General features: G+C 66.4%; 19 protein-coding genes. 9 read left to right on the top strand and 10 right to left on the bottom strand.

Annotated elements, in window-relative coordinates; all coding sequences use genetic code 11:
- The first annotated feature begins 10 nt into the window (after nt 1–10).
- From hrpA to ACFPQ5_RS15965, 3 genes are all read left to right on the top strand, one after another.
- Nucleotides 11–4,138: an ATP-dependent RNA helicase HrpA gene (gene hrpA / locus ACFPQ5_RS15975; RefSeq protein WP_379757662.1), complete on the top strand. Its 4,128-nt coding sequence runs from the start codon at nt 11–13 to the stop codon at nt 4,136–4,138.
- Nucleotides 4,139–4,202: 64 nt separating this feature from the next.
- On the top strand, nt 4,203–4,724 hold the full coding sequence (locus ACFPQ5_RS15970; protein WP_379757659.1) for a PaaI family thioesterase: 522 nt from the start codon (nt 4,203–4,205) through the stop codon (nt 4,722–4,724).
- 29 nt (nt 4,725–4,753) lie between these two features.
- On the top strand, nt 4,754–5,644 hold the full coding sequence (locus tag ACFPQ5_RS15965) for an ion transporter (protein WP_379757656.1): 891 nt from the start codon (nt 4,754–4,756) through the stop codon (nt 5,642–5,644).
- 12 nt (nt 5,645–5,656) lie between these two features.
- Here the strand turns inward: ACFPQ5_RS15965 and ACFPQ5_RS15960 are convergent, their stop codons facing one another.
- On the bottom strand, nt 5,657–7,630 hold the full coding sequence (locus ACFPQ5_RS15960; protein WP_379757653.1) for a BCCT family transporter: 1,974 nt from the start codon (nt 7,628–7,630) through the stop codon (nt 5,657–5,659).
- Nucleotides 7,631–7,820: 190 nt separating this feature from the next.
- Here ACFPQ5_RS15960 and ACFPQ5_RS15955 point away from each other — a divergent pair, with 190 nt between their 5' ends.
- The 5 genes from ACFPQ5_RS15955 (at nt 7,821) to ACFPQ5_RS15935 (ending at nt 13,345) form a co-directional block, all read left to right on the top strand.
- Nucleotides 7,821–8,564 carry a MarC family protein gene (locus ACFPQ5_RS15955; RefSeq protein ID WP_379757650.1) on the top strand — a complete coding sequence of 248 codons (744 nt, stop codon included), beginning with the start codon at nt 7,821–7,823 and terminating at the stop codon, nt 8,562–8,564.
- Nucleotides 8,557–9,591: a porin gene (locus ACFPQ5_RS15950; protein ID WP_379757647.1), complete on the top strand. Its 1,035-nt coding sequence runs from the start codon at nt 8,557–8,559 to the stop codon at nt 9,589–9,591. Before ACFPQ5_RS15955 ends, ACFPQ5_RS15950 begins: the two co-directional genes overlap by 8 nt.
- Nucleotides 9,592–9,800: 209 nt before the next feature.
- Entirely contained in the window at nt 9,801–11,969 is a 2,169-nt protein-coding gene (locus tag ACFPQ5_RS15945; protein WP_379757644.1) for a protein-disulfide reductase DsbD family protein, read from the top strand.
- A 37-nt stretch (nt 11,970–12,006) separates the two neighbouring features.
- Complete coding sequence (locus ACFPQ5_RS15940) at nt 12,007–12,648, top strand: redoxin domain-containing protein (protein WP_379757641.1); 642 nt, start codon at nt 12,007–12,009, stop codon at nt 12,646–12,648.
- 94 nt (nt 12,649–12,742) lie between these two features.
- Nucleotides 12,743–13,345, top strand: a complete 603-nt coding sequence (locus tag ACFPQ5_RS15935) for a hypothetical protein (protein WP_379757638.1) — start codon at nt 12,743–12,745, stop codon at nt 13,343–13,345.
- 84 nt (nt 13,346–13,429) lie between these two features.
- Here ACFPQ5_RS15935 and ACFPQ5_RS15930 read toward each other — a convergent pair whose 3' ends face one another.
- The 4 genes from ACFPQ5_RS15930 to ACFPQ5_RS15915 all read right to left on the bottom strand — a co-directional run bounded on the left by ACFPQ5_RS15930 (nt 13,430) and on the right by ACFPQ5_RS15915 (nt 16,628).
- Nucleotides 13,430–13,735, bottom strand: a complete 306-nt coding sequence (locus ACFPQ5_RS15930) for a hypothetical protein (RefSeq protein ID WP_379757635.1) — start codon at nt 13,733–13,735, stop codon at nt 13,430–13,432.
- A 122-nt stretch (nt 13,736–13,857) separates the two neighbouring features.
- Nucleotides 13,858–14,493, bottom strand: coding sequence for an SAM-dependent methyltransferase (locus ACFPQ5_RS15925; protein WP_379757632.1), 636 nt, complete (start codon nt 14,491–14,493; stop codon nt 13,858–13,860).
- Between the two features lie 85 nt (nt 14,494–14,578).
- Entirely contained in the window at nt 14,579–15,229 is a 651-nt protein-coding gene (locus ACFPQ5_RS15920; RefSeq protein WP_379757629.1) for a PRC-barrel domain-containing protein, read from the bottom strand.
- Nucleotides 15,230–15,596: 367 nt separating this feature from the next.
- Nucleotides 15,597–16,628, bottom strand: coding sequence for an SDR family oxidoreductase (locus tag ACFPQ5_RS15915; protein ID WP_379757626.1), 1,032 nt, complete (start codon nt 16,626–16,628; stop codon nt 15,597–15,599).
- A gap of 148 nt (nt 16,629–16,776) precedes the next feature.
- Between ACFPQ5_RS15915 and ACFPQ5_RS15910 the strand changes: the two genes are divergently transcribed.
- Complete coding sequence (locus ACFPQ5_RS15910; RefSeq protein WP_379757623.1) at nt 16,777–18,915, top strand: gluconolaconase; 2,139 nt, start codon at nt 16,777–16,779, stop codon at nt 18,913–18,915.
- Nucleotides 18,916–19,044: 129 nt separating this feature from the next.
- Here the strand turns inward: ACFPQ5_RS15910 and ACFPQ5_RS15905 are convergent, their stop codons facing one another.
- From ACFPQ5_RS15905 to ACFPQ5_RS15885, 5 genes are all read right to left on the bottom strand, one after another.
- Nucleotides 19,045–21,876: an Hsp70 family protein gene (locus ACFPQ5_RS15905; RefSeq protein ID WP_379757620.1), complete on the bottom strand. Its 2,832-nt coding sequence runs from the start codon at nt 21,874–21,876 to the stop codon at nt 19,045–19,047.
- Nucleotides 21,873–23,711 (bottom strand): Hsp70 family protein, encoded by a 1,839-nt coding sequence (locus ACFPQ5_RS15900; protein WP_379757617.1) that lies wholly within the window; start codon nt 23,709–23,711, stop codon nt 21,873–21,875. Before ACFPQ5_RS15900 ends, ACFPQ5_RS15905 begins: the two co-directional genes overlap by 4 nt.
- Before the next feature lie 8 nt (nt 23,712–23,719).
- Nucleotides 23,720–24,304 carry a DUF2760 domain-containing protein gene (locus tag ACFPQ5_RS15895; RefSeq protein ID WP_379757614.1) on the bottom strand — a complete coding sequence of 195 codons (585 nt, stop codon included), beginning with the start codon at nt 24,302–24,304 and terminating at the stop codon, nt 23,720–23,722.
- A gap of 221 nt (nt 24,305–24,525) precedes the next feature.
- Nucleotides 24,526–25,005: a VOC family protein gene (locus ACFPQ5_RS15890; RefSeq protein ID WP_379757611.1), complete on the bottom strand. Its 480-nt coding sequence runs from the start codon at nt 25,003–25,005 to the stop codon at nt 24,526–24,528.
- A gap of 21 nt (nt 25,006–25,026) precedes the next feature.
- Entirely contained in the window at nt 25,027–25,473 is a 447-nt protein-coding gene (locus ACFPQ5_RS15885) for an SRPBCC family protein (protein ID WP_379757608.1), read from the bottom strand.
- Nucleotides 25,474–25,660 lie beyond the last annotated feature (187 nt).

Raw genomic sequence — 25,660 nt, 5'->3', positions numbered from 1 at the left:
GCGTGCGCCGATGACGCAGACACCGGAGGGCCGCCTGGAGACCAAGGGCGAGCGCCGGCATGCGGGCGAAGGGCGCGGACAGGCGCAGCGCGCGCCGAGGCCACAAGGGGAACGCGTGCCGCAAGCGCAGGGCGAACGCAAGCCGCAAGGCGAGCGCGCGCCGGGCGAGCGCGCACCGCGCGACAACGCCAAGGCGCCGCAGACGCCGCGCGCACCGCGCGTCCAGACGCCGCTGCCGCCGCTCACCTATCCCGAAGACTTGCCGGTCTCTGGCCGCCGCGAGGAAATCGCCAAGGCCCTGGTCGAGAACCAGGTCATCATCGTCTCCGGCGAAACCGGTTCCGGCAAGACGACGCAGTTGCCGAAGATCTGCCTGCAGCTGGGCCGCGGCGAGAAGGGCCTGATCGGCCACACACAGCCGCGCCGTATCGCCGCGTCCTCCACCGCGAAACGCATCGCGCAGGAGATCGGTACGCCGCTGGGCGAACACGTCGGCTTCAAGGTGCGCTTCAACGACACGCTGCAGCCGGGCGCCTCGATCAAGCTGATGACCGACGGTATCCTGCTGGCCGAAACCCAGACCGACCCGCTCCTGAAGGCCTACGATACGATCATCATCGACGAGGCCCACGAACGCAGCCTGAACATCGACTTCCTGCTCGGCTATCTGAAGCAGCTGCTGCCGCGCCGTCCCGACCTGAAGGTGATCATCACCTCGGCGACGATCGACGCCGAACGCTTCGCGCGCCACTTCGCCTCGCAGGACGGCAAGCCGGCACCGGTGATCGAGGTCTCGGGCCGCCTGTACAAGGTCGAGATCCGTTACCGTCCGGTGGATCGCGATCCCGTCGTGGTCGGCGGCGGCGTGGACAACAAGCCGGCGCCGAAAGCCCAGCAAGCGCGCGAAAAACGCGACCTGATGGACGCCGTGGTCGACGGCGTCGACGAGTTGTGCCGCCTGGGGCAGGGCGACGTGCTGGTCTTCCTGCCGGGCGAGCGCGAGATCCGCGACTGCGCCGAAGCGCTTCGTAAACACCATCCGCCGCACGTCGAGATCCTGCCGCTGTTCGCGCGCCTGTCGGTCGAAGAGCAGGACCGCGTCTTCCGCACCACCAACGCGCGCCGCATCGTGCTGGCGACGAACGTGGCCGAGACTTCGCTGACGGTGCCCGGCATCCGCTACGTGGTCGACGCAGGCCTGGCGCGCGTCAAACGCTACAGCTTCCGCAACAAGGTCGAGCAGCTGCAGGTCGAGCCGATCGCGCAGTCGGCCGCGAACCAGCGCGCAGGCCGCTGCGGCCGCGTGGCCGACGGCGTCTGCATCCGCCTGTACGAGGAAGACGATTTCAACCAGCGCCCGAAGTTCACCGATCCGGAGATCCTGCGCTCCTCGCTGGCGGCCGTCATCCTGCGCATGAAGTCGCTGCACCTGACGGATGTGGAGACCTTCCCCTTCATCGAGCCGCCGCAAGGCCGCGCGATCGCCGACGGCTATCAGTTGCTGCAGGAAGTGGGCGCGGTCGACGAGACTAACGAACTGACGCCGCTCGGCCGCAAGCTGGCGAGATTGCCGCTCGACCCGCGCGTGGGCCGCATGATCCTGGCCGCGCTCGACAACCACTGCCTCACCGAGATGCTGATCATCGCCTCGGCGCTGTCGGTCCAGGACCCGCGCGACCGGCCGATGGAATTCCAGCAGCAGGCCGACGAGAAGCACAAGAAATTCGCCGACGAGAAGTCCGAGTTCCTCAGCTTTATCAAGATCTGGAACTGGTTCGAGGACGCGATCGAACATAAGAAGTCGAACCGCCTGCTGCAGGAGAACTGCCGCGCCAACTTCCTGTCGCAGGTGCGCCTGCGCGAGTGGCGCGACGTGCATTCACAGCTGCTGACCATCGTGCGCGAGCAGGGCTGGCGCCTGAACGAGTCGCCCGCTACCTACGAGCAGCTGCACCTGGCGCTGCTGACTGGACTTCTCGGGAACATCGGCTTCAAGGCCGAGGACGAGCCGGGCGGCGCTTACCTCGGCGCGCGCGGCATCAAGTTCCACATCTGGCCGGGCTCCTCGCTGACCAAGAAGCCGGGCCGCTGGATCATGGCGGCCGAACTGGTGGAAACGACACGCCTGTACGCGCGCTGCATCGCGCAGATCCAGCCCGAGTGGGTGGAGAAGATCGGCGGGCACCTGCTGAAGAAATCCTGGGGCGAGCCGCGCTGGGAGAAGAAGCCGGCCCAGGTGTCCTCGCTCGAGCGCGCGACCCTGTACGGCATCGTCGTCTACAGCGGCCGCCGGATTAATCATGCGCTGCATAACCCTTATGAAGCGCGTGAGATATTCATTCGCGACGCGCTGGTGGCGGGCGACTACGAGACGCGCCAGCCCTTCTACGCGCACAATCTCAAGCTGATCAAGGAAATCGAGAACCTCGAACACAAGTCGCGCCGTCAGGACGTGCTGGTGGACGACCAGCTGATCGCGGCCTTCTACGACGCTGAGATCCCGAAGGACGTGGTCAACGGCGCCGGCTTCGAAAAGTGGTACAAGGACGCCGCGCGCGACAACCCGAAGCTCCTGTACCTGAACCGCGAAGAGCTGATGCGCCACGAGGCGGCCGGCGTCACGACGGAACTGTTCCCGAAGACGATGAACGTCACCGGCATCGAGATGGGCCTGTCCTACCACTTCGAGCCGGGCAGCCCGCGCGACGGCGTGACCTTGTCGGTGCCGCTGTTCGCGCTGAACCAGATCCCGCACGAGCGCGCGGCCTGGCTGGTGCCGGGCATGCTGAAGGAAAAAGTGCACCTGATGCTCAAGTCCCTGCCGCAAAAGCTGCGCCGCCACTGCGTGCCGCTGCCGGACTACGCGGCGCGCTTCGTCGAGCGCATCCACGCGGCGAATGCATTCGGACGCGGCGACCTGGTCGACGTGCTGATTGCGGACGTGCGCGCGGAGACGGGCGTCAACGTGCTCACGGGCGACTTCAAGCTGGAGACGCTGCCGACCCACCTCTTCATGAACTTCAAGATCATCGACGAGAACGGCCGCCAGCTCGAGATGGGCCGCAATCTCGCCAGCCTGCAGGCGGAACTGGGCAGGCAGGCGCGCGAGAGCTTCCAGAAAATGGCGGAAGCGACACCGGCGGCAGTGGGCGCGGTGCGTGCGCACGTGGCCACGCCTGCAGCTTGGGGCGGCGGGAAGGGCAAGGCCCCGGTGACGGTGCCTGCAGCTCCCCCTGCGCCACAGGGCAAGGGGAAAGGCGCAGCCGCGCCGGCGGCCGCGCCTGCGGTCAGCCAGCACACGGGACTCACCAGCTGGACCTTCGGCGAGCTGCCCGAGCTGCTCGAAATCACGCAGGGCAAGCTGACACTGATCGGCTTCCCGGCCCTGGTCGACAAGGGCACGCACTGCGACCTGGAGGTCTTCGACGACCCGAACGTCGCCGCGCGCACGCACCGCGTCGGCCTGCGCCGCCTGTTCGCGCTGCAGCTGAAGGATCAACTCAAATTCGCCGAGAAGAACATCCCGGGCCTGCAGGGCATGGGCATGCAGTTCATGTCGGTGGGTTCGCAGGAAGAGCTGCGCGACCAGATCGTGCAAAAGGCGATCGACATCGCCTGCCTGCAGGACCCGTTGCCCACCGATGCGGCTTCCTTCAACAAGCGCAAGGACGAGGGCAAGGGCCGCATCGGCCTCCTGATCAACGAGATCGCGCGCCTGGTCGGTTCGATCTTGAGCGAATTCCACGGCATGCCGAAGCGTCTGAAAGGCCTGCCGCCCGCGGTCGCTACGGACATGCAGGAGCAGCTGGCCGGCCTCGTGCACAAGCGCTTCATCGCCGACAACGAGTACAGCCAGCTGGCCCACTTCCCCCGCTACCTGAAAGCGATGAACGTGCGCCTGGAAAAACTGCGCGGCAATCCCTCGCGCGATGCGCAACTGATGGCCGAATGGCAGAACGCCGCCAGTCAGTGGCAGCGTATCTCGAAGCAGCCGGGCAAGCAGAACGACCCGCGCATGACGGAGTTCCGCTGGATGCTGGAAGAGCTGCGCGTATCGCTGTTCGCGCAGGAGCTGCGCACGCCGATGCCGGTGTCGGCCAAGCGGCTGCAGAAGGTGTGGGAGTCGATGATCCGCTGACGAGCAGGATGGCCGTTCATCCTGTACGCTATTCCATCGTTTAATAACCAAGAAGGAAACATCGATGGAGACCGACGAAGTTATTGCCAGCTGGGAGAAGGAAGAACAAAGCGTGCGCGCGCGCCTGATGGCGCCCGGCGTTGCGTCGCAAGAGCAGGTGCGGTCGCTGTCGGGCATGGAGATGTTCCAGGCCATCTTCGCCGGCGAGCTGCCGCCGCCGCCCATCGGCGAGACGCTCGACTTCGTGCCGATCCACATGGAACCCGGCGTCGCCGTCTTTCAGGGCCGCCCCCAGCTTCGCCACTACAACCCGCTCGGCACCGTGCACGGCGGCTGGTTCGCCACGCTGCTCGATTCGGCAGTGGGCTGCGCCGTGCACACGACGCTGCCGGCAGGGCGGGGGTACACGACGCTGGAGCTCAAGGTGAACATGGTGCGCGCCTTGAATAAGGACGTGCCTTTCGTGCGCGCCGAGGGCAAGGTGATTCATGCGGGGCGGCAGGTCGCGACCGCGGAGGGACGGATCGTCGGGCCGGATGGGAAGCTGTATGCGCATGCGACCACGACTTGCCTGGTGTTCGGGTAAGAAGGCCTGATGAAAAGTCCGTATTGCCAATGAAAAGTCATCCCCGCCAGCGCGACGCGTTTTACCCGGTGGAGTGCGCCGGCTCTCCCGGCGGGTGGCGCGCACGTGTTCACGAAATCATCTTCGGCATCGACACGCCGGCCGGGCGTGCATTCGACATCGGACTGGTCATCGCGATCCTGCTGAGCATCCTGGTCGTCGTACTCGACAGCGTCCCCGCGATCGGCGGCCGGCATGCCGAAGCGATGCTCGTCCTCGAGTGGCTGTTTACGCTGCTGTTCACGGTCGAATACGCGGCGCGGCTGGCGACGGTGCGGCATCCCCTGCGTTATGCGGTGAGCTTCTACGGCCTGATCGACCTGCTGTCGGTCCTGCCTACCTACGTTTCGCTGCTGGTTCCCGGCAGCGAGGCACTGATCGATATCCGCATCCTGCGCCTGCTGCGCGTGTTCAGGATTTTCAAGCTGACGCTGTATATCGAGGAATACACGAAGCTGGCCGAGGCGCTGGCAGCAAGCCGGCGCAAGATCATGGTTTTCATTTCGGTCGTGCTCATGGCGGTACTGATCCTGGGCACGGTGATGTACGTGGTGGAAGGCCCCGCGCACGGCTATACCAGCATCCCGACGGCGATGTACTGGGCCATCGTCACCATGACGACCGTCGGCTATGGCGACATCACGCCGCATACCGCCCTGGGCAAGGCGGTCGCGTCGTTCATGATGCTGCTCGGCTGGGGGATCCTGGCTGTCCCGACCGGCATCGTCACGGCCGAAATGACGGCGCGCCGCAACGATCGCCGTCATGGCACGCGCTCGCTTCTGGCCTGCGAACACTGTGGCAGCAGCGGCCATGAGTCCGGTGCACGCTTTTGCAAGGATTGCGGCGCCAGCCTGCCCGAAACCGGCGTCCAGCGTTAGCGCGTGCAGCAATCAGGGCAGTCTTCGCGCAAGGCGGAAGCGGGCGTAGCGGTTCAGTAAATCGTTGATCAGCTGATCGCGCGTGTAGCCGGTCACGTCGTGCTGCTGCTTGTCTTCGGACCCATGGGCCATGGCCCGGTAGTGCCGCTTTTCCTGCGACGCGTCCTGTGTTTCCGCCCATGCGAAGCTGGGCGAACGGAAGCTGCGCGCGCGGATCGTGTAACTGAACACGCCGCGGTCGCCATGGGGTACATGCAGTTCGAGCAGGTCTGCGCGGTAATTTGCTTCCGGCGTGAAGCCGTTTTCCCGCATCTGGACCGCGACCGCTTCCAGCGCGGCGCGGGCGGTATCGTCGAGGAAAGCGCTGATCTCGCTCTTGTCGTAGAAGTTGGTAATGTTGCTCAGCCGCTGCTGCCAGCTCAGGTGGGCTTCTTCCGGCAACGTATCGGCCGCCAGATTCATCGGAGAGCCTTTGACTTCGGTCTGCAAGGCCCGCAGCAGGCCGTAGCAAATGAACAGCATGACGACGGCGAAGGGCAGTGCACTCGCGAGCGCGGCGGTCTGGAGCGCCTGCAGCCCGCCCGCCACCAGCAGCACGGCCGCCACGACGCCGGCGCAGACGGCCCAGAAAATCCGCTGCCAGACTGGCGGATTCGGCGCCGCGCCGGACGTGATCATGTCGATCACGAGCGCGCCCGAATCGGCGGAGGTCACGAAGAAGGTGATCACCAGCACGGTAGCAAGTCCCGACGCCACCATGGAGAAGGGCAGGTGCTCCAGTACTTCGAACAGCGCCACGGGCAGGTTGTCGGCGACGGTCTGCACGAGCGGCGCTGCGCCGCCGAGGTCGAGCGCGATCGCCGTGTTCCCGAAGACGGTCATCCACAGGAAGGTAAACAGGACCGGCACGAGCAGGACGCCGGTAACGAACTCGCGAATGGTGCGTCCGCGGGAGATGCGGGCGATGAACATGCCGACGAAGGGTGACCAGGAGATCCACCATCCCCAGTAGAACAGGGTCCAGTCGCCCAGCCAGGCGTTCGGTTCATAGGCGTACATCCGGAAGGTCCTTTGCACGACCGCGCCCAGGTAAGCCCCGATGTTCTGGACGTAGGCCTGGAGCAGGAAGACCGTCGATCCCGCAAGCAGGACAAAGACCAGCAGCGCGATCGCCAGGATGATATTGAGTTCGGACAGGCGCTTGACTCCCTTGTCGAGCCCCGTGCCCGCCGATAAGGTCGCCAGGCCCGTAACGGCGGCAATCAGGACGATCTGGACCGTGGTGTTGACCTCCAGGCCGAATAAATGCGCGAAGCCGGCATTGACCTGCAGCACGCCAAAACCCAGGGAGGTCGCGACGCCGAACATGGTTCCCAGCACGGCAAAGATATCGATCGCGTGGCCGATCGGGCCGTGGATGCGTTTACCGATCAGTGGGAACAGGCCGGAGCGCAAGGTGAGCGGCAGGCCGCGCCGGAATGCGAAGTAGGCCAGCGCCAGCCCGACGACGATATAGATTGCCCAGGCATGCACACCCCAGTGAAAGAAGGTCAGGACCATCGCCTCGCGCGCCGATTCGATCGTGCTTCCCTCGCCAACCGGCGGCTTCGCGTAGTGCTGGATCGGCTCGGCGACGCCGAAGAACAGCAGGCCGATGCCCATCCCGGCGCTGAACAGCATGGCGAACCAGGACAGGTAGCTGTATTCGGGCTCGCTATCGTCAGGGCCGAGCTTGACGTCGCCGTAGCGGCTCAGCATCAGGAAGATCACGAAGATCAGGAAGAGGGCGACGGCCAGGATGTAGAACCAGCCAAAATCGCGCACGATCTTCGCCTGGACCGCATCGAACACGCTTCCCGCCTGTTCCGGAAACAATGCGCTCGTCAGGACAAAGGCAAGTATCAGGAACGCCGATATGAAAAACACGGGCTGATTGACCTGTATTTTTGGGCGAGGGGCGGCTTGCTGCGGATCTGTGTCGGTCATCGTTTCAGCTTATCGTTGCTATTGGTCGAGAAAAGCTTACCACCCACGCGTCCGATTCCTGGGTCCGATTGGACGGCCATGACAGGCAGCTCCCGCCGCACCGAGTTCCTTGCGTCCCGGTGCTCCAGCAGTGCGTTAGCGCGGCCGTGTCTTCATGTACAGTGTGATCCATCGAAGTAGGTAGGCAGCCATGACGCTTGACTTGATACTGGCAGCCGCCAGGAGTTTTCTATTCGTGCTGGTGACGATGTTGCCGATTCTTAATCCGGCTGCGACCGCACCGATTTTTCTGAGCATGACCGAAGGTGCTTCCCCTGCAACCCGAAAGTTGCTTGCGCGCCGTATTGCGCGCAACATGTTCTGGCTGATGACAGGCTCGATGCTCGTCGGCTCGTACGTCCTCGATTTCTTCGGCATTTCGCTGCCGATTGTCCGTGTCGGCGGCGGCCTGATCCTCGCTTCCGTCGCCTGGCGCCTGCTGGGCGCAACGCCGACCACCCCGGACAGCCGGGCCGCGCTGGCCGAGGCTTTCACGCCAGACCATGCTCACCGCCAGGCTTTTTATCCCCTTACCTTCCCGATCAGCTGCGGCCCGGCCTCGATTTCCGTCGCCATTACGGTGGGGGTGGCCTTGCACGACGCGAAGCTCGTCATTTCCCTGGCGCGCATGGGGGCCGCCCTGGCCGCGCTGGCCGTGATCGGCGTCCTGCTCTACCTGGCTTTCCGCTATGGAGAGCACTTCCTGCGCATGATCGGCGAAGCCGGAACGGCGGTTTTCCTGCGCCTTACCGCGTTCATCCTGCTGTGTCTTGGCGTGCAGATCGTGTGGGATGGCGTCCGCGAACTCATGCTTGAACTGAGGCCTTCTTCCACGCTTCCCGTTACGGTTCAAGCACTCTCGCAGTTCCGGTTTGCCGGGGCAAACCATGGATAAAACCAGGACCATATTGGCAAGCGCCGTGCTCGCGGCAACGAGCGGCACATACTGTCACGAGGCTGCGGCCCAAGCGGGTCCCGCCATCGATTTCTACGGCTCCTTACGCACACAACTCGAAAGGGTCAGCCCGGGGCGCCGCGATCATCTCGGCCAGTACACTTCCTTGCGCGATGCCTATTCCAGAGTGGGAGTAAAGGCCGACTATCCGCTCGATGCCACGCTGGCGCTGACCGGTGACATTGAAATTCCTGTCGATTCCGCAAACCGGAGGCTGCGCGACCCCTACGACCAGCAGGAGCGGCTCCGGATCGCCCGCATCGGCGTGCGTTCCAATATCGGTTCGATCAGCTATGGCCAGCAGTGGATGCCGTACTACAACGCAATCGCCGCGCCAGTCGACATGTTCAGCAGTTACTACAGCGGCTTCGCGACCTATACCGTGTTTCGGGTTGCCCGCACGCTTGCCTATTCCACCCCGGAACTGGAGGGTCTTGGTTTCGCTGCGGCGTATGCCGGCAGTAGTGCCAATGCGCGCTCGACCTCACGGATCGACGATCGCCGCTGGCAGGCGACTGCGTCCTACGCACGCGGCAACGCCCGCATTGCCGCCGGCATCGATGACCGAGGCGATGCAGGCTACGGGCGCAACCGGCTGTATGGGCTGTCGGCCAGCTACCAGGCCGACAAGCTGTATGTGGCGCTCAAATACGAACGGTTCGACACCGGCAATCGTCAAGCCGGAACGTTTTCGACTGACGGCAACCAGGCCATCAATCTGTTTGGCAGCTATGCCTTGGGAAAAACGACGTTGAAGCTCATGCTCGCGAAACTGGAGAGCTACGGCGACAACATCGTTCACGTCGGCATCGATCACCAGTTCTCGAAAGAGTACAAGGTGTTTGCCGAGTTTTATCGTGAAGGGGAGACCGCCGCGCTCACCAGGCGCCGGGGTGGATTGGCCGACGCCGATCCGGGCATTGGCGGCGGCCATGCGATTGCTGCCGGCCTGCGCTACGATTTTTGAATCAGTCCCGCAGGAGCCGGCGGTTCTTCAACGTGGGTAGCCAGTCCGAGTATCCATCGGTCGATCTCATGGAGGTTGGCCCGACCCTGATCGATATTTGCCGTTGCCCGCTTGCAGCACATACACTTCGTTACCAAGCCGATTACGCAAGCGTGCGCCAACGTGTTAATTTTGCATGAGACTGCCGAATCCCCTTGACGGACATTCGCATGCACCGATCCTTCCCACTTGCCGTTCGCATCGACTGGCGCGACCTGGGCGCAGTGCTGGCCCTGGCGCTGGCGCTCCTGACCCCGGCGTTCGCGGCTGCCGAAGAAAGCAATCTGGTGCGCAGTCCGCGCGCCACGGTGTCGCTGGTCAGCGAGCACGCGGCCGTCAGTCCGGGGCAGACAGTGCGCATCGGCCTGCGCCAGCGCCTGGCGCCGCACTGGCACACCTACTGGAAAAATCCCGGCGACGCCGGCTCGCCGCCGAATATCGCATTCCAGCTGCCTCCCGGCGCCAGCGTCGGCGAGATCGCCTGGCCGGGGCCGGACCGCTTCATCATCGGGCCGGTGGCCAGCTATGGCTACGAGAACGAGATCGTCTTCCCGATGAGCTTGACCGTTCCGCAGGATGCGAAGCCCGGCAGCCGGCTGCTCCTCGAGGCGAATGCCGACTGGGTGGTGTGCGAAAAGGAGTGCATTCCCGAGGAAGGAAAGTTCAGCCTCAGCCTGCCCGTGGAGGCGAGCGCGCGCCTGGGCAGCGACGCCGTGCGTGCTGCATTCGCCATCGCCGACGCGCGCCGGCCGCAGGCGGCGCCGTGGAAGGTCGCGAGCAGCGCCGATGCGTCGGCACTGCACATGCGCGTCGAGGGCGCGGGGATCTCGGCGCAGTCGGTGCGTTCGGCCCTGTATTTCCCGGAACGCTGGGGCGTGGTCGACCACGTCGCCGAGCAAAGCCTGAAGGTGGAAGAGGGCGTACTGACCCTGACGCTGCGAAAAGGCCAGGGCTATACGCCCGCGCCGTCGGCGGGACTGCTGGCGGTGACCGATGGCGGCGGCCAACAGCGCTGGTTCGCGCTCGACCTGGTCCCCGCAAGTGTGCCCGCTGCGGCCGATTCCACTGCCGCTGCGGCTGAAACGCCTGCCAGCCTGCCGCTGTGGCAAATGGCCGCCTTTGCCTTCCTCGGCGGCCTGATCCTGAACCTGATGCCCTGCGTGTTTCCTGTGCTGGCGATCAAGGCCACGGCGGTGGCGGGCATGTCCGGCGGCGACCGGCGCGCGGTGCGCATCTCGAGCGTGTTCTATACCCTGGGCGTGCTGGCCGCATTCCTGGCGCTGGCCCTCGTCCTGCTGGCGGTGCGCGCGGGCGGCAGCGCCGTGGGCTGGGGCTTCCAGTTCCAGTCGCCGCTGTTCGTGGCCGCCATGTGCTGGCTGATGCTGGCGATCGGCCTGAACCTCTCCGGCGTGTTCGAGGTAGGTTCCTCGCTGACCGGTGCGGGGCAGGAGTTGGCCGAGCGCCAGGGCCACGCGGGCAGCTTCTTCACCGGCTTGCTCGCCGTGGTGGTGGCGACGCCCTGCACGGCGCCGTTCATGGGCGCGGCGATCGGCTCGGCGCTGGTGGCGCCGGGCTTCGTCAGCATCGTCGTGTTCGCGATGATGGGCCTGGGGCTGGCGCTCCCCTTTCTATTGCTGGGGATGTTCCCGGCCGTGGCGCAGCGCCTGCCGCGGCCCGGTCCCTGGATGATACGGCTGCGCCAGGCCATGGCCTTCCCGATGTATGCGACGGCCGCCTGGTTGCTGTGGGTCCTCGCGCAGCAGGCAGGCGAAGCGGGCCTGCGCCTGGCGCTGGCCGGCACTGTGCTGGTCGGCCTGGCGGCCTGGCTGGTTGGTTTGCACCAACAGGGCGCCGGGCGTTCATGGTGGCCGCGCGGCGCTGCGCTGATTGTCCTTGCCGGGCTGGCGGGCCTGATGCTCAACCTGCACGGCGCCGCGCCGGCGGCAGCGCCGGGCGGCGCGCAAGCGAAGAACACCGAGCCATATAGCGCCGAGCGGCTCGCCAGCCTGCGCGCCGAGGGCAAGCCGGTGTTCGTCAACATGAGCGCCGCCTGGTGCATCACCTGCCTCGTCAACGAACGTACTACGCTTTCGACAGCGGCCGTGCAGCAGGCCATGCGCGAACACGGTGTGGTCTACATGAAGGGCGACTGGACCAATCGCGATCCCGCCATCACGGCCTTCCTGCGCTCGTTTCAGCGCGACGGCCTGCCGTTCTATGTGTTTTACGCGCCCGGCAAGGAGCCGACGGTCTTGCCGCCGGTGCTGACGCAAGAGCTCGTGACGGAGACATTCGAGGAGCAATCCGGTAGCAATGCAGCAGTGATCGCCAGGCAGTAGACATCGTCGACCTTAATCCATATTCAAGGAGGATTTCATGAACCGTTTCCCACGCCGCGCCCTGCTGCGCATGATGACACTGAGCGCCGCGTTCGCCGGCGCCAGCTTCGGCTTTGCCGTACCGGCACAGGCCGCAGCCACCGTCGGCCAGCCGGCGCCTGCCTTCACGGCGGTCGACAGCAAGGGGCAGCAGCACAAATTGGCCGACCTGAAGGGAAAAGTCGTCGTGCTGGAATGGACGAACAACGAATGCCCCTACGTGAAAAAACACTACGGCGCCTCGAACATGCAAAACCTGCAGAAGCAGGCGAAGGGGGCAGGCGTGGTGTGGCTGAGCGTGATTTCGTCGGCGCCGGGCGAGCAGGGACATGTCACCGGCGCCAAAGCCGATGAACTGACGGCCAGCCGCAATGCGCAGCCGAGCGCGGTGCTGCTCGACCCGACAGGCGAGATCGGACGGGCCTACGACGCGCGCACCACGCCGCACATGTACGTGATCGACGCCAGCGGCATCCTGCGCTATGCCGGCGGTATCGACAGCATCGCGTCGCCCAAGCCGGCCGACATCGAGAAGGCCGATCCCTATTTCAAGACCGCGCTGGAATCGGTACTGAAGGGTGAAAATGTCGCGCAGGCGACGACGCGGCCGTATGGCTGCGCCGTGAAGTACAAGTCCTGATCCTGAATCGAACTCCGGAAATGGAGTGCAGACACTCCGTTTCCGGATGCCACGGAAAGCGCGCCAAGGCTTTTACAAACATCCACACGGTCTCATGAGCAAATCAATTACCGCGACAATCGTCCTATTCCTGCTCTGCCTTCAGGACTGGAATACCGCCCAGGCGGCAAACGGCCCGCTGGACGGCATCGGCAGCCAACTCATTGCATCAAACTTCCCGCTCGACACTGCCATCGACGTCGGTGTCGACAGCAGCGAATCGCAAGAAATCGATGGGTGCTTTCAGGTAAAGACCTTCGAGATAGTCGGGGCTGGCACTTCCGGGCAGGTCGTCGTGGCAATGTGCAAAGACGGCAAATTCAGCCCGAGCAATATCGATGCGACGCTGGCCAAGTGGGTAGCCGATAGCAAAGACACGTTCAAATATATGCCGCCGCACGTCGCGCAGTTCATGCTTGCAGGTGCCGATCCAGTCCCGGTTGCTTTGGTAGACGGCAAGCAGGGAAAGGCGATGACGCTCCCGGCTGTCGGTCATGGATTCGCATTGATACCGCTTGCCTATGCGCGCACGGCCGAGGGGGATGCAAGCATCGTCGTTCAAGCCTACTTGGATCCAAACAATCCTCGTAACCGGACGGAGCCAATCGCAGTCTTATTGCAAGGAATTTATAAGGGTCTTCAGCAGAAGAAAAATTGAGTGCCGCCGGGCCTGACGTGCTGGCATGTCGAGTACATTGCCGGGTGCCGCCGACGGGCGCACCCGGCAAACCTTCCCCCCAAACTAACGCTGGCCCGTCGGTGGCGTACCCGTGGTCGTCGGGGGCGTCGTCGACGTTGCGCCGGCGCCCTGTCCCGACGCACCCGTCGTGCCCGGGCTGCCGGTGTCGGTCTGGCCGCTGCCGGTGGTGCCCATCGAACTGTTTTGCTGCGTGCCGCTCGTGGTCGTGCCGCTCGTGGTGGCGCCGCTTGCGCTCGATCCCGTTGCCGCGTTGCCGCCCTTGTCACCGCCGCCCATGCCCATTGTGCTACATGCCGTCAACAGCACGGCTGTCATGCTACCGATAAGAACGCCTTGGAATCTTTTCATGATCATCTCCTTTGGTGGGTGCAAACATCATGGATGGGTCGTCAAACAGCGAAAAACAGGATCTCTACTGCGTATGGCATGTCGTACTGCGGACCGCGACGGCCAATGCTGCGGGTGCGTGCTCAGCGCGGGTAGGTGAACCCGGTCCGGATATCCATCGGCGCCAGCCTGCCGCCCTCGCGCACCATCAGGCGTTGCGGCGGCTCGTCGCCTGCCAGCGCACCCGGCGTCACGGGCAATCCCTCTCCCTTGCGCAGCAGCGGGTCGCAGCGTTCGTACACGTTGGCGCAGCCGGTGGCCTTGAGCAGCGCCTGCACCACCGGTACCTTCCACAAATCGACGCCGCCGGCATTGAACTGGCAAACCAGATACCCGTCCGTGCCGCCATAGCCGTGCACCAGCAGGCCCGGCAAGCCATCCTTGTCGCCATCGACCAACAGCATCAATGCCTGCGGATCGGCCGCGCGCCAGGCCTCGAGGCGGCGTTCGACAGCGGCCTGCACGCGCCGCTTCATCATCGCGTGGTCGACCGGCTCGTCCTCGCGCAGGGTCCAGACACGCGCCGCGATCTGCGACTTCGCGTTGTAGGCCGCGCGCGCCAGGAAACGACGCGACGAGGATTGCACGATCGCCGTCGCGCCCGGCTTGTTACGTTCCTGCGGCTTGCCGTCGACCTTTTCGATGGCGGAGAGATAGATCCACGGGTCGCCGGCCAGCAGGCCTTTTTCCTTACCCTGTTTGATGGTGATGATGAGCATGTGCGGCTTTCGTTAACAGGTGCGGGATGATACAGCAAGCCGCACCTGCTTCCGTTCGCCGCAGTCTCCTCCCTTCAGTTACGGCCTAGCCGATGTTGCTGCCGCGAATATGGCTCAGGTTCTTGTCGTCGCCACCGGTGCCCGGGCTGGGATCGAGGCTGCGGCTCTTGCCCAGTCCCGAGCCCGCGCCGGTGTCGGCCGTGCCGCTGCCGGCGCCGACGTCACCGCCGCCCGCATGGCCCGCACCCAGGCCGGTACCCATTGCACCGCTGCCCATGCCCGCGCCGCCGACCATTCCGCCTGAGCTGCCCGGCCCCATGGTCGGTGCGCCGCTGCGGTTCGGGTCGGTGCCGTAGAAGGTATGGATCTGGTTGGCCCAGTTCATGTCGCTCATGTCGGGCCAAGCGTCCTTGTTGAAGCCGGGGGCGGTTTTCAGGCGTTCTTTCTCGACATCGAGCACGAAGCGGTGGTTCACGGTGTCGAGGTGCAGGGCTTGCCAGGGCACGGCGAACAATTTTTCGCCCATGCCGAGGAAGCCGCCGAAAGCCAGCACGGCGTAGGCCACCTGGCCGGTGCTCATGTCGAGCATGATTTCCTTGATGTCGCCCAGGTCTTCCTCGCGGCCGTTGACGACGCTGTCGCCGATCAGCGTGTCGGCGCCCATCAGCGCGGGGCCCGGTCCGGCGCTGCCGCTGCGTTTGTACATTCCGTACTTGTCGCGATCTGCATAGCTCATCTCGTTCTCCCTTGTCTTCGTTCGCATGTTCGCAAAGCCAGTCCTGAGGGTAGGCCGAGGCCTTGCCGCACTCATGATATGACTCAATCGTGCAGGGGCGCGCGCGCTTGTCACGCGCCCGTCATCGTGGCATGCGAGGCTCAGCACGATCGCAGGCCACGAAGCCCAGCACTATGCGAACTGGCGCACAGAGCGAGCTCGACAATGTGACTATCCTGATAATCAATGTTTCGGAGACTACAACATGACCGTCACCTCGCGCTGCAACCATCCAGGCCCGCTGGCCAAGCTGATCCCGACCGTGTCGGTCACCTCTTTACTGGCGCGCCTGCTGCGTAAACGCTGATCCGCGCGCATCCCTGGTTTTCTAGGGATTGCCCTGGCCTCCGGCCACGCCATACACCTGCCCGGTCGTATAGCTCGACTCGTCCGCCGCCAGCGTGACGAAGGCCAGCGCCAGCTCGGCCGGCTGACCCGGACGTCCCAGCGGCGAGTCTTCGCCGAACTTCTTCAGGTTTTCCTGCGTCTGCCCGCCCGACACCTGCAGCGGCGTCCAGACCGGCCCCGGTGCAATCGCGTTAACGCGGATTCCCTTCTTGCCCAGCTGCTTGGCCAAAGCCTTGGTAAAGGCCACCTCGGCCGCCTTGGTCTGGGCGTAATCGAGCAGGTTGGGCGAGGGATCGTAAGCCTGTACCGAGGCCGTGTTGATGATGCAGCTGCCCGGCTTCATGAGCGGCACGGCCGCCTTGGTGATCCAGAACATCGCATACACATTGGTCTTGAAGGTCCAGTCGAACTGCTCGGTTGTCAGGTCGAGGATGGAGTCGGTCGAATGCTGGCGGCCGGCGTTGTTGACCAGGATGTCGAGTCCGCCGAGCTGGCGCGCCGCCTCCGCCACCAGCTTGCGGCAAAAGGCTTCGTCGCGGATATCGCCGGGCAGCGCGACGGCCTTGCGGCCGGCATCCTGGATCAGTTTCACCACCTCGCGCGCATCGGCTTCCTCAGCCGGCAGGTAATTGATGGCGACGTCGGCCCCTTCGCGCGCAAAGGCGATCACGGCGGCGCGGCCGATGCCGGAGTCGCCGCCCGTCACCAGCGCCTTGCGTCCGGCCAGGCGCCCGCTGCCGCGGTAGGTGGTCTCGCCATGGTCGGGACGCGGCGTCATTTTGCCGGCGAGGCCGGGCCAGGGCTGCGACTGGTTCTGGAAAGGCGGACGCGGATAACGCGCCGCCGCTTCGCGGGCGCGTCCGGCCGGCGGCTGTCCCTGCTGCGCCGCATCGGCTGTCTGTGCGCCGGCCGGCAAGGTCGCAGCGGCGGCAAGACCCGTGGCGACGGTGCCGACGAAGCGCCGGCGCGAGGGCTGCGTGCCGGCGTCCGGCGTCTGGTCTTTCGAATCCATGAAGGCTCCTTCGTGAAGTGGGGCAGGTGGCGGGTGTAAATGATGGTAGCGGTCTTCGGCATTGCGCGGCATACGGCAGGATTCGCTTGCCCTGCGCAGCGAACCGATCGGTTAGACTTGCGGCCTGTGCAATGAGCGGATGGCTGCAGTGAACCGAACAACGAAGATCGCATCCCTGGCGGGCGCCGGCGTGCTGGCGGCCGCCCTGGCCGGGTATTTCATCGCAGGCCAGCGCGAGCCGGGCGCACCCGGCCAGCCGGCCATGCTGCTGGCGAAACCGGCGCCCACCAAACCGTTCTGGGCGGCGCGCGTGTCGCCGCTGGCGGGCCAGGGACAGGACGGCGTGCAGGATGGCGCCGCCGCGCAAAGCCGCTTCAGCGATCCCTTCGGCGTCGCCGTCGATGCGCACGGCATCGTGTACGTGGCCGATGGCGGCGACAGCAACCGCATCCGCCGCATTGGGCGTGACGGCGTCGTCTCCACCTTCGCCGGCGGAGCCGAAGGTTTTGCCGATGGCGCCGGCGCCGCCGCCTCCTTCCACACTCCGTCGGCGCTGGCGCTGGACAGCTTCGGCAACCTGTACGTGGCCGACACCGGCAACCACGCGATCCGCAAGATCGCTCCCGACGGCAGCGTCACCACGCTGGCGGGCGACGGCCAGCCGGGCGACGCCGACGGCCAGGGCCGCGCCGCGCGCTTTCATGCACCGGTCGGGCTGGCGGTCGACAAGCGCGGCAACGTCTATGTCGCCGACACCTACAACGACCGCATCCGCCGCATCGCGCCCGACGGCCTTGTCACCACGCTGGCGGGCGGCGCGCGGCCCGGCAACGCGGACGGTCCCGCCATCGACGCCGCCTTCGATACGCCGACGGCGATCGCGGTCGACAAGGAGGGCGTGCTGTTCGTGGCGGACACCGGCAATCACGCGATCCGCCGCATCGGCCTCGATGGCGTCGTCTCGACCCTGGTTGCGCCTCTGCCGGACGAACGCCAGCCGCTGCTGCGCCGGCCCGCCGGACTGGCGCTGACCCATGACGGCTACCTGTACGTCGCCGGCGGGGGAGGACGCATCCTGCAGCTGGCGCCAGGCGGCGAGATCCGCGCCCTCGACGATGCCGACCATCCGCCGGAGTCGAGCTTCGGCGCCGACGGCAAGGTGCATTTGTACGGGCCGCACGGCATCGCGGTGGAACGCGACGGCAGCCTGGTCGTCGCCGATGCGCTGGCGCTGCGCGTGCTGCGCCTGGCGCCGCCGAAGCAGGGCGAGGCAGTACCCGTCATCACTCCGCCGCAGCAGGCGGTGCGTACATCTCCCATGCCCTGGCCGGTAGGACCGCAGGACGCGCCGCACGAAGTCGTCGGCCTGATGGGCGAGGTACGCGGCAGCTACGACGGCGAAAGCCGCGACCACTTCCACGCCGGCCTCGACGTACGCGCCGACATCGGCACGCGCGTGCTGGCGATCGCGCCGTCGAAGATCAGCGACCCGTATGCCAACTGGGGTTTCGGCTCGCCCAGCGAAGGCATGGCCGTCGGGCCGCTGTCGTACATCCACATGCGGGTCGGGCGCGACAGCCGCGACAAGCCGCTCGATGCGCGCTTCCAGATATTGAAAGACCAACGCGGCAAGCCGGAGCGCGTGCGCGTTCCGCGCGGGACCCGCTTCGCCGTGGGCGACGCGCTCGGCACCATCAACAGCATGGCCCACGTCCACCTCGATTACTACCCGGGCGGGACGCTGGTCAATCCCCTGACGCTGCCTTTCCCCGGCGTGCAGGACAGCATCGCGCCGCGTCTGCAGAGCGTGGCGCTGTACGACAGCATCGGCCGCCGCCTGGGCGCGAAGAAGGGCCAGCCGGTGCGCATCGAACGCACGCTGGGCGAAGTCTCGATCGTGGCCGATGGCTACGACCAGATGGACGGCAACCTGGCGCGGCGCCGGCTTGGTCTTTATAAGCTGGGCTACCAGCTGCTGCGGCCGGACGGCAGCGCGCTGCCCGGTTTCGAGCAGCCGCTGGTCACCCAAGTCTACGACCGCCTGCCGCGCGAGCGCGAAGCGGTCAAGCTGCTGTATGCGCCGAACAGCGGCATCACGGTGTATGGCAGCAAGGCGACGCGCTTTGCGTATGCGGTGAATAACACGCTGCAGGGCGGGCGCGTGGCGCCGGGTTCTTGGCGCGTGGGGGAACTCGCGCCGGGCGACTACATCCTGCGCATCTATGCGGCGGACTATGCGGGGCACGTCGCGCTCGAGGGGCGGGACCTGGCGGTCAGGGTAGAGTAATCGGTAGGGTGGGCGCTCCGTGCCCACCAAAACGACGAGCAGACACAGCGCCCGCATTCGGTGGGCACGGAGCGCCCACCCTACGCCTGATCGTCGATTGCAGTGTTTGCAGCAGGATGAACGCGCACGTCAGCGCAGCAGCTTCAGTCCGGGCGGCAGCGCCTCGCCCAGCATGCGCGTCTCGCTCGCCTGGTCCAGCTCCACCACTTCGCGCACCATCGCGCTCCAGTGGGCCGGCGCGCCGGACGCGCTCAGGCGCCGCAACACTTCAGCGCGCACCGGCTCGCCCACGTCGCGCGAGCGGTCGCCCGTCATGCGCGCGATGTGGGTGGCGGCAAAACCGGCCGGTTCGATCTTCTTCCAGTCCAGCTGCAGGAGTTTGCCGAGCCATTCCTCGGCCACCGCGGAAGGCGCGACTTCATGCGCGCTGGCGTGGAAGCTCTGGCGCGCGCCGACCCGGCCCAGCGCCCACAGGTAGCGCGTGTAGGTGGCGAGCGCCTTCGCGTCGAGCTTGACGGCGGCGCGCGGGATCGCCTCGATTCTCTCCATCATCCAGTTGCCGATCTCCGCCTTGTAGGCCGAAGGAATGCGCTCGAGCGAGGCGCCGAGGCGCAGCATGTCGTCTTCGCTGGCGTCGACCAGGGTGATGGGACGCTTGCCGCGCTCGGAAGCATCGGCCTGCAGGTTGAAGGCGAAGTCGTCGAGCAGGCGCAGCTGGGCTTCGGTATCGAGCCCGCCGGCGACGCGGCGCCACAGCGTCCACCATTCGGCGCGCACCTGCGTGTCCTTGTGATACTGGACGCCGGCTTCGAACATGGCCCACAACTGCTCGATGCGCCAGCTGTCGAGCGCATCGCCGAAGCCGGGACGCAGGCAGAAGCCGGCCAGGTTGAGCCAGGCGCGTTCGTGCTCTGCGGATCTGCGTCGGCCTTTCGCGCGTTCCATCAGCGCGTCGAACAGGCGCCGCAGCAAGGGCGTGGCCCAGCCTTCGCGCCTGCCCAGCAGCTGTTCGAGGCCGGCGCGCAGCTGGCGCACTTCCTTCGGATCGACCGCCTTCGAGCGGGTGCCGAAGACGCGATCGATCTTGTCGACGGCGGCGCCCAGCTGCGGCGGCAGTTCTTCGACTTCGACGGCTTCCTCTTCAGTTGCCGCGTCGCGCAGTTCGAAGGCCAGCTGCCAGCGTCCGCTGCCGTCTTCGGCCACGCAATGCACCTCGAGCGAACCGACTTCGCTCAGCGAGGCCGCCAACTGCACCGCGATCTCGCTGCGCGGCGCGGCGCCGGGCTGGGCGCGCAGCACGGTGGCGATCGGCGGCAGGCGCACCACATCCTCGGGCGCCAGGTCGGCCAGTTCTCCGGCCTGCACAGCGTGGCCCGCATCGGCCACCGTCGAGACCAGGTGGAAGCGCACGGGCCGTCCCAGGCGCAGCGCGAAGCTGCGTTCATGCAGGCGCACTTCCTGACCCGCAGGTGTGCCGCGCGGGAGCAGGCAGACGGCGCGCAGGCCGCCGCTGCCACGTTCGCCCTCGAGCAGCAGGTAGTAGCTGCGCGCCGCGCCGCTTTCGATGCCGGGCGCCGCGCCCTGGCGCGCCAGAGAGTAGGCGACGCCGCCGCGCGCCACGGCCACGTCCGGATCGGCGTTGTGCAGGATGCGCAGGGGCGCGCCGCGCCAGCGCGCCAGCGTAGCGGCCAGGCGTTCGGCCAGCGCTGCACCGCGGAACACGCCGCCGTTGAGCAGCAGGGTGTCGGGCACCGGCAGGGCTTCGCCTTCCGGCAGCCCGAGCGCCTCGCGCGCCGCCGCCGCATGCTGGCGCAGGAAGCCGGCGAGATGGCGCGTGACGGCCGGGTCGCTCGCATACGGCAGGCCGAATTCGACGATGCCGGCGCGCGCGCGCCGCGCCGCTTCCTGCGCTTCGTTCAGCGGGAAGAAACCGTCCAGCACGATGCGCTCGATATCCTCGCGGCGCAGTTCGGCCTTGCGGCTGGCGCCGATCAGGCGCGAGCCGGAGCCGAGCAGCGTGACCGTGACCGCGCTTGGCGCATCCGGCGCCAGCAGCTGTTCCTTGGCTGCGCGGCAGCGCTCCGTCAGCTGGGCCAGACGTGCGGCCGACAGCCGCGCACGCGGGACATCGATGCTGTCCTGTTCGGCCATGCGCGCCTCGACCAGGTGCGCCAGCGCCAGGTCCATGTTGTCGCCGCCGAGGATCAGGTGGTTGCCGACGCCGATGCGGGTCAGCTTCGGCTCCCCGTCTTCGAGTTCGACTTTCACCAGACTGAAGTCGGTGGTGCCGCCGCCGACGTCGGCCACCAGCACCAGTTTTGTTTCGCGCAGGTCCTCGGCCAGCGTGTCGCGGTGGCGGTACAGCCAGTCGTAGAGCGCGGCCTGCGGTTCTTCCAGCAGGCGCAGGCCGGGCAGGCCGGCCAGCTTCGCGGCTTCCAGCGTCAGCGCACGCGCGCCTTCGTCGAAGGACGCCGGCACGGTGAGCACGACCTCTTGCCGTTCGAGCGGATGTTCAGGAAAACGGATGTCCCAGTTGGCGCGCAGGTGAGCAAGGTAGCTGGCGCTGGCCGCCACCGGCGACACCTTCGGCACCTCGGACTCGGCGCCCCAGGGCAGGAGCGCCGCCATGCGGTCGACGCCCGGATGCGAGAGCCAGCTCTTGGCGCTGGCGACCAGCCGTCCCGGCGTGGCCGCGCCGAGGCTGCGCGCGAGGCGGCCGATGGCCACGCGCTCGACGCCGGCGACGTCGGGCAGCTGCCAGGGCAGCTGCAGCTGGCCCGGTCCGAGTTCTTCTTCGGCGGGGTGATAGCGGTTCGATGGCAGCAGCGGCGTACCGGCCACTTCGCCGGGCGCCACCAGCTGCTCGATCGGGAACAGTTCGACTTCGGCCGCACCCGGTGCGGAATAGGCCAGCACCGTGTTGGTAGTGCCGAGGTCGATGCTGACCAGCCAGGGTGTCACGATGCAGTACGAACGTCGAATTCGACCTTCCAGCGCTGGCCGTCACGCGACACCGCCGCCAGTTCCAGCGTACCCGCTTCGGTGGCGAGGGCGTGCAGGGTCACCTGCACCACGTCGCCCGGCGTGCGGCCATCTGCCGGCAGGGTCGCCTGGATCTCATTCATTTCCTGCAGTTCGTCCGGACCCCAGAAGTCGAGCACCTCGCCAATTGCATCCTGGCGCCGCGTGGTGGAGCCGAAGAAGCGGAAAGCGACCGGCTCGCCCACGACCAGGCCGAATTCCTGGCCAGGCAGTTCGAGCTCGGTCCCTTCTTCCATGCCGAAGGGCGCCACGCACAGGGCCTGGATCGGCGGCTCCATGCCGGGAATGGCCGGCATCGAGGATTCGACGCCGACGTAGTAGGAGCGCGCCGTGCCGCCGCGGATGCGCACGCCGCCGCCGCGCCGCGCGTAGCTGTAGTAGGCTGCGCCGCGCGCCACGGCGAGATCGAGGTCCGCACCTTCCAGCATGCGCGCCGGTTCCGCGCCTTCCATGTAGAGCCAGTCGTTGATGGTGTCCATCACGCGCTGGGCCAGGATGTTCGACTTGAACACGCCGCCGTTGAACAGGACCGCGCTCGGATGCAGGAAACTGTGTTCGGCGTTGACGCGGCCTTCGAAGCCTTCGAGTTCGGCGGTGGCGCCGGCCTGGCGCGCCAGGAAGGCACTGAGGTGCCTGGTGATCGCGGCATCCTGCGCGTAGGGCAGGCCGATTTGCGTCAGGCCGGCGCGGGTACGCACGGCAGGCCGCGCGCTCGCTTCGACGCGCGGGAAGAAGCCGTCGGTAATGAAGCTGGTGACTTCCTCGCGCGTGAGTTCGGTGCGGATCGAACCGCCGATCAGTTTCGAGCCACGGCTCGGCACGACGATCGGCCAGGTGGTGGCATTCGCGTCGGCCAGCAGGTGTTCCTTGGCGCCGCGGCAGCCGTAGGTGAGGGCGCGCATCTGCCAGGCATCCAGTTGGGTGCCGTTCGCGGCCAGCTTGCGCGCGACCAGGTGCGCGAGGGCCAGGTCCATGTTGTCGCCGCCGAGCAGGATGTGGTCGCCCACGGCCACACGGTGCGGTTCCAGCTTGCCCTCGCGTTCGAGGATGGCGATCAAGGAAAAGTCGCTGGTGCCGCCGCCCACGTCCACCACCAGCACGATGTCGCCGGCTTTCACCTGCTTGCGCCATGCGCCGCCGCTGCCCTGGATCCAGCTGTACAGGGCGGCCTGCGGTTCCTCGAGCAGGGTGGCCGAGGTGTAGCCCGCATTCCGCGCCGCTTCCGCGGTCAGTTCGCGCGCGCCCGGGTCGAAGGACGCGGGGATGGTGACGGTGACCTGCTGCTCGTCGAACGGCGCTTCCGGATGGGCGCTGTCCCAGGCGCGGCGCAGGTGCTGCAGGTAGCGCGTCGAGGCCTCCAAAGGCGAGACGCGCGTGACTTCTTCCGGCGCGTCGCTCGGCAGGATGGCGGCGCGGCGGTCCACGCTCGGATGCGAGAGCCAGCTCTTGGCCGAGGACACCAGGCGGATCGGCGTGGTGGCGCCGCGGCTGCGCGCCATCTCGCCGGCCACTGAAGTCTCGCCATCCGTATTCCACGGCAGGGCCAGTTCGCCCGGCGCCAGTTCGTCCGGGTGCGGCAGGTACAGGAAGGACGGCAGCAGCGGCAGCGCCTCGACGGTGCCGGGTGCGCTCAGCTGCGGGATCGGCAGCACGCCGTGCGCAGTCTTTTCGCCGTCGCTGGCTTCCAGGTCGACATACGACAGCGCGCTGTGCGTGGTGCCGAGGTCGATGCCGATGGCATAACGAGCGTTCACAGGCGCGCTCACAGCTCCACCTCCGCCGGCGCCAGCACGCTGGCGTCATGTTCCTTGGCCAGCTGCGGCAGGCGCACATCCGTCGCCTTCCAGCCGCGGTGCGACAACGTGCCCTTGAACGGCGCCTTGCCGACCACGTTGCCGGTCAGGCGCACGCTGGCGGCATCGAAGCCTTCTTCGAGCGTGACGCGCGATCCTTCGGCCTCGGCGCGTACGGGTGCGATCGTGAAGTGGTCCTTCAGCACGCGCGCGCAGCCTTCGTGCACGACGCGGGCGGCGGCGCCGATGTCGGCGTCGGCGTAGGCGGCCAGGTTCTCGTGGGCGAAGTCGATCAGGCGCGCTTCGCGCTGCAGCAGGGTCAGCAGCTGCAGGGCGGCGTCGGGCGTGGCTTCGCGCAGCTGGACGGGAACCGGGGCGGGCGCGGCGGCCGGGACAGGCGCAGGTGCTGGCGCAGGCGCCGGTGCGGCGACAGGGCCGACCTGGTCGTCACGCACGCGCGCGGCGAATTCGGCGTCGCCGATGGTCTTGAAGAAGGTGCCGAAGGCGAGGGAGAGCCGGCTCCAGAAAGAGGGCAGTTGGGTCGGTGTGCTCATTCTTGATGTTCTGTAAGGTGAGGACAGGCCGCGCTGTCAGACAGCGTCGGGGCCGGGGTCCGGACAAACGCGAATGATACCAGTTCGATCACGGGGCATGCGCGCACGCGGCGGGCGCAAGCGGCCGCCGTCCGTCCCCATATGCTTGCCAAAACGAGAATTGCAATGCCTGACCGGCTACACCTGCCCGGGGTAGCCGGTCTCACCACTGAGAAGAGGACTCAGCCGCGCACCGCCGCCTCGATCCTGGCAACGTCGATCTTGCGCATCGTCATCATCGCGTCGAAGGCGCGCTTGGCCACCGCCGGGTTCGGGTTGGCGATGGCATCGGTGAGCACGCGCGGCGTGATCTGCCAGGACAGGCCCCACTTGTCCTTGCACCAGCCGCATTCGCTTTCCTGGCCGCCATTGCCGACGATCGCGTTCCAGAGGCGGTCGGTTTCTTCCTGGTCGTCGGTCGCGACCTGGAACGAGAAGGCCTCGCTGTGGGTGAAGGCCGGGCCGCCGTTCAGGCCGAGGCAGGGGATGCCCATCACCGTGAACTCGACCGTCAGGATGTCGCCCTCTTTGCCGGCCGGATAGTCGCCGGGGGCGCGGTGCACGGCTTTGACTGCGCTGTCAGGAAAGGTTTTCGCATAAAACTCGGCGGCATCCTGGGCCGTGCCGTTGAACCAGAGGCAAATCGTGTTCTTGCTGACCATCTTGTTCTCCTTCGCGTTGGATTAGTCCTTGATTTCCGCTTCCACCAGTTTCGCCAGCAATTCCAGCGACTCCTGCCAGCCGAGATAGCAGGCCTCGGTTGGGATCATCGATGGAATGCCTTCCTGCCTGATTTTCAGTTCGACGCCGCAGAATACCTCGCGCAGCGTCACCGTGGTCTGCATGCGGCCGGGCAGGTTCGGGTCGTCGAACTCGGCCGTGTAGCGCAGGCGCCGGCCCGGTTCCAGTTCCAGGTATTCGCCGCCGAATGCATGGCTGTGGCCGGTGGTGAAGTTCGTGAACGACATCCGGTAGCGTCCGCCGACCCGGGCATCGAATTCGTGCACGGTGCCGATGAAGCCGTGCGGCGGCAGCCATTTGGCGAAGGCGCCGGGCGTGGTGAAGGCGCGGTAGACGCGGTCGGACGTGGATTTCAGGACGCGGTGCAATTCGACTGTGTTCGTGGACATGATCGTTTCCTTTTCTTTTACAAAGGCAAAGGCAGAGGACGACCCTCTGATGGTACGACGAACGGGGTGGCTGCGATTCGACAGCGAAGAAGGATTTTTTTCGATGAACCGGCCGCTCAATTCGGAGGAGCTTGTCCGGCATCAGTGGAAGTGCAGCTTCCGGCCAGGGATGCCGAAAGGGGCGCGC

This window comes from Massilia suwonensis (assembly GCF_042655665.1).
GTDB classification, from domain to species: domain Bacteria; phylum Pseudomonadota; class Gammaproteobacteria; order Burkholderiales; family Burkholderiaceae_D; genus Telluria; species Telluria suwonensis.
Note: the sequence above shows the minus strand (reverse complement) of the source record. Positions and strands in the feature narration are given on the sequence as shown.

Coding starts and splice junctions, on each gene's coding strand:
- hrpA (WP_379757662.1), top strand. CDS start 11: ATGACGCAGACACCGGAGGGCCGCCTGGAGACCAAGGGCGAGCGCCGG.
- ACFPQ5_RS15970 (WP_379757659.1), top strand. CDS start 4,203: ATGGAGACCGACGAAGTTATTGCCAGCTGGGAGAAGGAAGAACAAAGC.
- ACFPQ5_RS15965 (WP_379757656.1), top strand. CDS start 4,754: ATGAAAAGTCATCCCCGCCAGCGCGACGCGTTTTACCCGGTGGAGTGC.
- ACFPQ5_RS15960 (WP_379757653.1), bottom strand. CDS start 7,630: ATGACCGACACAGATCCGCAGCAAGCCGCCCCTCGCCCAAAAATACAG.
- ACFPQ5_RS15955 (WP_379757650.1), top strand. CDS start 7,821: ATGACGCTTGACTTGATACTGGCAGCCGCCAGGAGTTTTCTATTCGTG.
- ACFPQ5_RS15950 (WP_379757647.1), top strand. CDS start 8,557: ATGGATAAAACCAGGACCATATTGGCAAGCGCCGTGCTCGCGGCAACG.
- ACFPQ5_RS15945 (WP_379757644.1), top strand. CDS start 9,801: ATGCACCGATCCTTCCCACTTGCCGTTCGCATCGACTGGCGCGACCTG.
- ACFPQ5_RS15940 (WP_379757641.1), top strand. CDS start 12,007: ATGAACCGTTTCCCACGCCGCGCCCTGCTGCGCATGATGACACTGAGC.
- ACFPQ5_RS15935 (WP_379757638.1), top strand. CDS start 12,743: ATGAGCAAATCAATTACCGCGACAATCGTCCTATTCCTGCTCTGCCTT.
- ACFPQ5_RS15930 (WP_379757635.1), bottom strand. CDS start 13,735: ATGAAAAGATTCCAAGGCGTTCTTATCGGTAGCATGACAGCCGTGCTG.
- ACFPQ5_RS15925 (WP_379757632.1), bottom strand. CDS start 14,493: ATGCTCATCATCACCATCAAACAGGGTAAGGAAAAAGGCCTGCTGGCC.
- ACFPQ5_RS15920 (WP_379757629.1), bottom strand. CDS start 15,229: ATGAGCTATGCAGATCGCGACAAGTACGGAATGTACAAACGCAGCGGC.
- ACFPQ5_RS15915 (WP_379757626.1), bottom strand. CDS start 16,628: ATGGATTCGAAAGACCAGACGCCGGACGCCGGCACGCAGCCCTCGCGC.
- ACFPQ5_RS15895 (WP_379757614.1), bottom strand. CDS start 24,304: ATGAGCACACCGACCCAACTGCCCTCTTTCTGGAGCCGGCTCTCCCTC.
- ACFPQ5_RS15890 (WP_379757611.1), bottom strand. CDS start 25,005: ATGGTCAGCAAGAACACGATTTGCCTCTGGTTCAACGGCACGGCCCAG.
- ACFPQ5_RS15885 (WP_379757608.1), bottom strand. CDS start 25,473: ATGTCCACGAACACAGTCGAATTGCACCGCGTCCTGAAATCCACGTCC.